The sequence below is a fragment of the Pseudomonas sp. 34 E 7 genome, from assembly GCF_900005715.1.
Taxonomy (GTDB): Bacteria; Pseudomonadota; Gammaproteobacteria; order Pseudomonadales; family Pseudomonadaceae; genus Aquipseudomonas; species Aquipseudomonas orientalis_A.
This window is the reverse complement of record NZ_CVTX01000133.1, coordinates 8,045-12,839: the sequence shown is the minus strand read 5'-3', so window position 1 is coordinate 12,839 and position 4,795 is coordinate 8,045. Positions and strand designations below refer to the sequence as shown.

5 protein-coding genes are annotated in these 4,795 nt (G+C 60.3%); all 5 read left to right on the top strand.

Annotated features, from left to right (window positions below; all coding sequences use genetic code 11):
• Positions 1–127 precede the first annotated feature (127 nt).
• A complete protein-coding gene (locus BFP96_RS12035; RefSeq protein ID WP_065893143.1) occupies positions 128–679 on the top strand; it encodes an adhesin in 552 nt (183 codons plus the stop codon).
• 69 nt (positions 680–748) lie between these two features.
• Positions 749–1,486: a hypothetical protein gene (locus BFP96_RS12030; RefSeq protein WP_065887387.1), complete on the top strand. Its 738-nt coding sequence runs from the start codon at positions 749–751 to the stop codon at positions 1,484–1,486.
• A 61-nt stretch (positions 1,487–1,547) separates the two neighbouring features.
• Positions 1,548–2,228: a C39 family peptidase gene (locus BFP96_RS12025; protein ID WP_065893142.1), complete on the top strand. Its 681-nt coding sequence runs from the start codon at positions 1,548–1,550 to the stop codon at positions 2,226–2,228.
• A gap of 37 nt (positions 2,229–2,265) precedes the next feature.
• Positions 2,266–3,009 carry a hypothetical protein gene (locus BFP96_RS12020; RefSeq protein WP_065936265.1) on the top strand — a complete coding sequence of 248 codons (744 nt, stop codon included), beginning with the start codon at positions 2,266–2,268 and terminating at the stop codon, positions 3,007–3,009.
• Positions 3,010–3,058: 49 nt separating this feature from the next.
• Entirely contained in the window at positions 3,059–4,360 is a 1,302-nt protein-coding gene (locus BFP96_RS12015) for an autotransporter outer membrane beta-barrel domain-containing protein (protein ID WP_065936264.1), read from the top strand.
• The last annotated feature ends 435 nt before the right edge of the window (positions 4,361–4,795 follow it).

Here is a 4,795-nt window from a genome sequence, read left to right as displayed (position 1 = left end):
TGGGCAGCGGCGCTGCCGCCGGCCATGGCGCCGGCGCCGGCAACGCAATGGGTGGGCAGATCAGCGATTCGATCCAGCGCGGCATGGCCCCCTTGAACAATCTCGGCAGCATGATGGGGGGCAAGTGATGAGGCACTTCCTGTTGATAGTCGCCCTGCTGGGCAGCGCAACGGCCCTGGCTGACAACACCGCCGTGATCAATGGCAGCGGCAAACAGTACGAGGGTGTCTTGTCGATCAACCAGGCCGCCGGCAATCAACAGCAAATGTCCAACAGCCGCGCGATTGTCCTCGGTGGCCAGGCTACCACCGCCAATATCCAGAAGCTCGACGGCAACGTCGACCCGTCCCTGAACGCCAAGGCGGCGATCCTGGGCACCTCCTTTACCAACGGCAACGGCGTACTGGGCATCAATCAGTCGGCCGGAGCCAATAACCAATCGATCAATGCGGTGCGGATCAGCCTGAACCCTGGCCCGCAAAGCATCGATGACAGCGTCCTGTTGCAACAGAACACGACGACGCTGGCAAGCGACTCAGGGTCCACCTCCACCACTGGCAGCCGCCAGGTCGTCACCAGCGACCAGGCCTTCACAGGCAGCCGAGGAGTGATTCAGGTGAACCAGAGTGCCGGGGTGGGGAACCGAGTGGCTAACACCCTGGGCATCACTATCAAGTAAGCGCTTGATAGACCTTAGTTAGACCGTACCAACACTTAACCCAACTAATTAGAAGCAAGGAGAAACACCATGAAACCTCAAATGGCGCTCAAACCACTGGTTTTCGCTCTCGCCGCGCTCATGGCTGCCGCTGCTCAAGCGGGTGGTGGCTGGCACCCAGCCCCTCAACCTACTGGCACCGTCGCCTCCGTGGTCACCGATGTGCAAAAAAGCCAGGGCAACAAATTCGAGGACAGCAACACCGAAAACAACGCCTCGGCCGACAACTCGGTGACCGGCAACAGCGGTAACGTGGGCGTCAACGTACAGTCGGGCTCCGGCAACCAGGCGGATAACGCCGGTGCCATCTCCAGTGCCAAAGGCGACTTTGCCACCGTGTTCGCCGTGATCGATGTGGATCAAGCCAGCACCAATAACAACTTCGTCAACAAAGGCACGCAAAACAACGCGTCCCTGGACGGCTCCGTCAACGGCAACTCCGGCAACGTGGGTTACAACGGCCAGGCCGGTCAAGGCAACGAAGGTAAAAACAACCTGGCAATCACCACCGCTGACGGCAAGAACATCGCCGCCGCCTCCAACACCGAGCAGAACTCGCTCAACAACAGCTACCTCAATACCGCCGTCAGCAGCTACGGCTACGGCAAGCCTCAATACGTGTCCAACAACTCCAGCCTCGACAACTCGGTTAACCGCAACTCCGGCAACGTGGGTGTAAACCTGCAATCGGGCGCGGGCAACCAGGGCAGCAACAGCCTGTCGATCGGTCAAGGTTGCAGCGTCTGCTCCAGCGGCGTGCGTTTCTGATCCAACGGGGCCTTGGCAACAAGGCCCTTTCTTATTCCAGTGTCCAGCAGGTCAGTCGATCATGCGCTTCGCGACCCTCACCCTCCTGATGTTGCTCACCGGCCCCACTTGGGCAGGCACCATGGCGATCTCCGCCATGCCCGGCGGTGCGGTGATTTTCAAGAAGGTCGAGAGCATCCGTGAACGCCGGTTCGCCAACCTGGTGGAACAGAAAACCGATTTCAGCTGTGGTGCTGCGGCACTCGCTACCATCCTGCGCCAGGCCTATTGGCTGGACGTCGACGAAGACCACCTCATCAAGGGCATGCTGGTCAATGCCGACCAGGACCTGGTGCGTACCCAGGGTTTTTCCATGCTGGACATGAAGCGCTACCTCGAAAGCATCGGCATGCGCGCCCGGGGCTACAAGATCGCCCCGGACACCCTGGTCACCGTGAAAATCCCGGTGGTGGTGTTGCTGGAAATCCGGGGCTACAAGCACTTCGTGGTGATGCAACGGGCCGACAAGGACTGGGTGTATGTCGGCGACCCGGTGCTGGGGCACAAGCGCTATTCGCGGGATGACTTCGTCAAGGGCTGGAATGGCATCGTGTTCGCCGTATTGGGTGAAGGCTACGACAAGGCCAACATCCTGCTCGACCCGCCTGCCCCCCTGACCGCCAAGAACCAGCTGAACGAGTTCCGGCCCGTAGGCGACGCCGAACTGATGGATTTCGGTTTTATCCAGAGCGACTTCTTCTAGAAGCGCAATAAGGGGCAGGACGCTCCAGGAGCAAAAGATGAACACTTCCCGTTGGCTGACGGTTTTGTGTCTGGCAGCCTCGATGCCCGCTTATGCTTCATCGGGCTTCAAACCGATCGAACTCAAGGACGCGGAAATGGCCGAGCTGCGTGGCCGCTATGTGATGCCGGGGCGAATCATCAGCTTCGGCATTGTCATGAGCAGCACCTGGACCAATGCGGTCGGCGACAGCATTACCGGCAAGGCCAGCATGCAGTTGGACAAGACCACCATCACCCCACAGTTCTACGTGCAAACCACGGGTGCGGCGGGTTCCGGAACGCCCACTGCCGGCGGCGGTAACGTGATCGGCGGAGCCGGCCTGACCAGCGGCCAGGGCGTGATCCAAAGCGTGCGCGCCGCCGGTGATGGCAACACCGCCAACAACCATGTCGGCATCAACGTCACCCAGGACGGCTTTGCCCCTGCCAACGCCGCGCAGTCCGGCCAGGTACTCGTGGCCGGTGGCACCGTCACCGGCGACAGCAAGGCCGGTCAAGTCAGCGTGTCGGCCAACAATGGCGGCCTGCAAATGGCGATCCAGGCCAACCACAACCAGGGCAACAGCCTGCAGCAGATCGGCGGCGGAAATGTGCTGCAAGGCACGGTTTTGACCGGCAATACCAACTTCGTCAACAACATGACCCAACTCAACGTGGTAATGAACAATAACGGTTTGAACAACGGCGCATTGAACTGCAATCTGGACCAGCTAAAAGGCCTACGCACGCTCGGTTATTGAACTACGCTGACCCTCGACACTTACGCATTGGAAAAGGACGGCTTCTTTCATGCATCGATCGTTATCGCTCCGCGCGGTGATCTGTTTAAGTACGCTCTTGCCCGCATCTGTGCTATATGCCGCGCCGGATGCCGATATCGAAACCCTCAAGCGGGAACTCCTGGAACTCAAGCAACGCTACGACGTGCAGCAAAAGGCCTTGGCCGTGCTGGAACAACGTGTACGCCAGGTGGAAGATCAACCGGCCACGCCGGCCCCCAGGCGCCTGGCCAAATCCCCCGCCGACTTCAAGCAAGGCGGTACGACCGTCGCAGGCACCGGCGCTGCAGCAGCATCAGGTGGCGCGGGCGGCGGCGGCAGTTCCTACGGCCAGTCGCTCAAGGACGACTCGGCGCCTGCACAAAGTGTCAGTAACCTCTACAACGAAGCCAGCGGCTTTTTCGGCAATGGCAAGTTCAGCCTCGAGACCGGCGTCACCTATGCCCGTTACGACGCCCGCCAGCTGACCCTCAACGGTTTCCTGGCGCTGGACTCGATCTTTCTCGGCAACATCAACCTGGACCGGATCAAATCCGACAGCTGGACCCTGGACCTGACCGGCCGCTACAACCTCGATAACCGTTGGCAGTTCGACCTCAACGTGCCGGTGGTCTACCGCGAGTCGACCTACCAGTCCGGCGGCGCCGGCAACGATGCCACGGCCACCTCGGAAGCGTCCGTGACCCGCGACCCCACCATTGGCGACGTCAACTTCGGCGTGGCGTACAAATTCCTCGATGAAACCCCTAACCTGCCGGACGCCGTGGTGTCGGTGCGGGTGAAGGCGCCTACGGGTAAAGAGCCGTTTGGCATCAAACTGGTCAGGCAACCGAGCAACGACAACCTCTACCTGCCCGAAAGCCTGCCGACGGGCAACGGCGTGTGGTCGGTCACACCGGGCATCTCCCTGGTCAAGACCTTCGACCCTGCGGTGTTGTTCGGCTCGCTGTCGTACACCCACAACTTCGAAGACTCGTTCGATGACATCAGCAGTCAGGTCAACCAGAAGGTGGGCGGCAAGGTGCGCCTGGGCGACAGCTTTCAGTTCGGTGTGGGTGTAGCCTTTGCCTTGAACGAAAAAATGAGCATGTCGTTCTCGGTGTCCGACCTGGTGCAGCGCAAAAGCAAGCTCAAGCCGGACGGCGGCGACTGGCAGTCGGTGGTGTCCAGCGATGCGAATGCGGGCTACTTCAACGTCGGCATGACGATTGCGGCCTCGGATAACCTGACCATCGTGCCGAACCTGGCGATCGGGATGACCGATGACGCGCCTGACTTCACGTTCAGCCTGAAATTCCCGTATTACTTTTGATTGAGAGGTAAACACTTTTTAAATGTGGGAGGGGCGGTGCGACGATTCGACTTGCCCCCGACTGCGGCCTCAGGACCGCCCAGGACTTTGTGTCGATCCCGGCCCAAATGTGGAAGGGGGCTTGCCCCCGATAGCGGCCTCAGGGCCGACCAGGATGTTGTGTCTATCCCGGCCCAAATGTGGGAGGGGGCTTGCCCCCGATGGCGACCTCTGGGCCGACCAGAATTTTGTGTCGATCCCGGCCCAAATGTGGGAGGGGGCTTGCCCCCGATGGCGGCCTCAGGGCCGACCAGGATGTGGATCAGACCGAGTACATATCCGTTTCTGCGGTAACGGCTGCAATAGGTTCCGCTTTTACAGCGGCTCACTTTTGAAAAGCGCAAAAGTAAGCAAAACGCTCTTGCCCCACCACTCGGCACCTCGCTTAGGCTCGGT

What these genes read in the sequence shown, in the direction of transcription:
- BFP96_RS12020 (WP_065936265.1), top strand. Translation starts at nt 2,266, where the DNA reads ATGAACACTTCCCGTTGGCTGACGGTTTTGTGTCTGGCAGCCTCGATG.
- BFP96_RS12030 (WP_065887387.1), top strand. Translation starts at nt 749, where the DNA reads ATGAAACCTCAAATGGCGCTCAAACCACTGGTTTTCGCTCTCGCCGCG.
- BFP96_RS12015 (WP_065936264.1), top strand. Translation starts at nt 3,059, where the DNA reads ATGCATCGATCGTTATCGCTCCGCGCGGTGATCTGTTTAAGTACGCTC.
- BFP96_RS12025 (WP_065893142.1), top strand. Translation starts at nt 1,548, where the DNA reads ATGCGCTTCGCGACCCTCACCCTCCTGATGTTGCTCACCGGCCCCACT.
- BFP96_RS12035 (WP_065893143.1), top strand. Translation starts at nt 128, where the DNA reads ATGAGGCACTTCCTGTTGATAGTCGCCCTGCTGGGCAGCGCAACGGCC.